This is a genomic window from Nocardia sp. NPDC004718, assembly GCF_053601535.1.
On sequence record NZ_JBSGCA010000129.1, the window covers coordinates 1 to 3,329 of the forward strand.

Genomic DNA, 3,329 nt, shown 5'->3' on the forward strand with positions numbered 1-3,329 from the left:
GAGCTGGAGTATTTGGGCCGTACGGACTTCCAGGTGAAGTTGCGTGGTCTGCGTATCGAACTCGGTGAGATCGAGCAGGCGCTGACCGGCCTGGAGGAAATCGCGCAAGCCGTCGTCGTGGTGCGCTCCGACGCGCACGCGGGCGATCAGCTCGTCGCGTACGTCATCCCCGCGCCGGACGCCGCGCTGGACACCGACCTGGTGCGCGAGGACCTGGGTCGGCAGCTGCCCGCGTACATGGTGCCCTCGATCGTGATGGCGCTGGAGGAGTTCCCGCTCAACGCTTCGGGCAAGCTGGACCGTAAGGCGCTGCCCGCGCCGGTGTTCGAGGCCGCGGTGTTCCGCGCGCCGACCACGCCGGTCGAGGAGATCGTCGCCGCCACCTTCGCCGATGTGCTCGGCCTCGAGCGGGTGGGTCTGGACGACGACTTCTTCGCCCTCGGCGGCAACTCGCTGTCGGCCACCCAGGTCGCCGCGAGGCTGTCGGCCGCGCTGGACACCGACCTCGGCGTGCGCGAGCTGTTCGAGGCCTCCACCGTGGTCGCTTTGGCGGCGCGCGCGGAGACCAAGGCGGGTGTGGGCGGTCGTGCGCCGCTGGCGCCGCAGCAGCGGCCGGAGCTGGTGCCGCTGTCGCTGGCCCAGCAGCGCATGTGGTTCCTCAACCGCTTCGACCCCGACTCGGCGGTGGACAACATCCCGGCCGCGGTGCGGCTGTCGGGCCTGCTGGACCGGCAGGCGTTGCAGATCGCCGTCGCCGACGTGCTGGCCCGCCACGAGTCGCTGCGCACCTTCTACCCCGAGGTGGACGGCGCGGCGCGGCAGCAGATCGTGGCCACGGCCAAGGTCATCCCGGACCTGACGCCGATCGACGTCACCGAAGCCGAACTGCCCGAACAGCTCGCGCGGCTGATCGGCACGGCCTTCGACGTCACCGCCGAGGTGCCCTTCCGCGCCCGGCTGTTCGAGATCAGCCCCACCGAGCACGTGCTCGCCCTGGTGGTGCACCACATCTCGGCCGACGGTTTCTCCATGGGCCCGCTGACCCGCGACGTGATGACCGCCTACGGCGCCCGCGTCGACGGCGGCGAGCCCGCCTGGCGTCCGCTGGAGGTCCAGTACGCCGACTTCGCGCTGTGGCAGCGTCAGGTGCTCGGCGCCGAGGACGATCCGGCTTCGGTGATCGCCGAGCAGATCTCGTTCTGGTCGGACTCGCTGCGCGGGCTGCCCGAGCAGCTGGATCTGCCGTCGGATCGGCCGCGTCCCGCGGTCGCCTCCGGTCGCGGCGCCACGCACGTCTTCGAGATCGACGCGCAGACCCACGCTCAGCTCACCGAACTGGCCCGCACCAGGGGCGCGACGCTGTTCATGGTCGCGCACACCGCGCTGGCCGTGCTGCTGTCGCGGCTGTCCGGCGAGGACGACATCGCGATCGGCACTCCGGTCGCCGGACGTGGCGAGCGCGCGCTCGACGACCTGATCGGCATGTTCGTCAACACCCTCGTGTTGCGGACCCCGGTCCAGGCCGGTGCGACGTTCACCGAGTTGCTGCGTGCGGTGCGCGCCACCGACATCGCCGCGTTCGGGCACGCGGACCTGCCGTTCGAGCGGCTGGTGGAGATCCTGAACCCGGCGCGCTCGCAGGCGCGGCACCCGCTGTTCCAGGTGATGCTGTCGTTCCAGAACACCGGCCAGAACAGCCTGGAGCTGCCGGGTCTGACGGTGAGCGGTGTCGAATTGCCGATCGACGTCGCCAAGTTCGACCTGCAACTGGTGCTGTCCGAACGCGACGCCGAGAATTCCGCGGGCGCGAACCCCTCGGGCATCGCGGCCGAGCTGATCTACGCCACCGACCTGTTCGACCCGGCCACCATGGCCGAGTTCGGGCGGCGCTTCGGCCGGTTGCTGAAGGCCGTCGCCGCCGAGCCGGACCGGCCCATCGGCGACATCGACCTGCTCGACGAGCAGGAGCATGTCAAGCTCGTCGAGCAGTGGAATGCCAGCTCGTATGCAGTCGATCCGTGTGCCACGCTAGCTTCGTTGTTCGAGGCCCAGGTCGCGCGCACCCCGGACAGTCCCGCGGTGACGTTCGAGGGGACGAGTCTGTCCTACGCCGAGTTCGCCGCTAGGGTGCACCGGCTGGCGCGCTGGCTGAAGGTCAATGGCGTCGGGCCGGAATCGTATGTGGCGCTGGGCATGCGCCGCTCGATCGACCTGGTGGTCGGCATGTACGCGGTGAACGCCGCGGGCGGCGCGTACGTGCCGCTGGATCCGGACCATCCGGCCGAGCGCATCGACTACATCCTGGAGACCGCGCGCCCGGTGTGCGTGCTGACCTCCGGTTCGGACCTGGAGACCACCGTTTCCCGGCAGGTGCGCATCGATCAGCTCGACCTGTCGGAGTTCTCCGACGGGCCACTGACCGACGCCGACCGGCACAAGCCGCTGCGTCCGGCCAACACCGCGTACGTGATCTTCACCTCCGGTTCGACCGGCCGCCCGAAGGGTGTGGCGGTCTCGCACGCCGCGATCGTCAACCGTCTGGTGTGGATGCACGCCGAATACGGTTTGGCGGCCTATGACGTGGTGTTGCAGAAGACGCCCGCGACGTTCGACGTGTCGGTGTGGGAGTTCTTCTGGCCGTTGCAGGTCGGCGCGCGCCTGGTGGTGGCGAAGCCGGACGGGCATCGCGATCCCGCGTACCTGGCGCGGCTGATCGTCGACGAGCAGGTCACCACGGTGCACTTCGTGCCGTCGATGCTGTCGGTGTTCGTGGCCGAGGAGCGTGCGGCCGAATGCACCACGCTGCGTAATGTCTTCGCTTCCGGTGAGGCGCTGCCCGCGGTGACCGCGCAGAAGTTGCGCGAGCTGACCGGCGCGCGGTTGCACAACCTGTACGGCCCGACCGAGGCCGCGGTCGACGTCACCTTCCACGAGGTGACCGAGGACGACACGGTGTCGGTGCCGATCGGCGCTCCGGTGTTCAACACGCAGGTGTACGTGCTGGATTCGCGGCTACGGCCGGTTCCGGTCGGCGTGCCCGGCGAGCTGTACCTCGCCGGCGCGCAGCTGGCGCACGGCTATGTGGGCCGCCCCGATCTGACCACCGAGCGTTTCGTGGCCAACCCGTTCGGCACTGCCGAGCGGATGTACCGCACCGGCGACCTGGTGGCCTGGACCGAAGACGGCGAGCTGGAGTACTTGGGCCGCACCGACTTCCAGGTGAAGGTGCGCGGACTGCGCATCGAGCTGGGCGAGATCGAGTCGGCGCTGACGGCGCTGGAGTCGGTGGCGCAGGCGGTGGTCGTGGTGCGCACAGACGAGCGGACCGG

1 protein-coding gene is annotated in these 3,329 nt (G+C 69.9%); it reads left to right on the forward strand.

The features are described 5' to 3' along the window. Nucleotides 1-3,329 (forward strand): amino acid adenylation domain-containing protein (locus ACWEH3_RS35840; protein WP_452358501.1); only part of this gene is annotated, 3,329 nt, incomplete at both ends.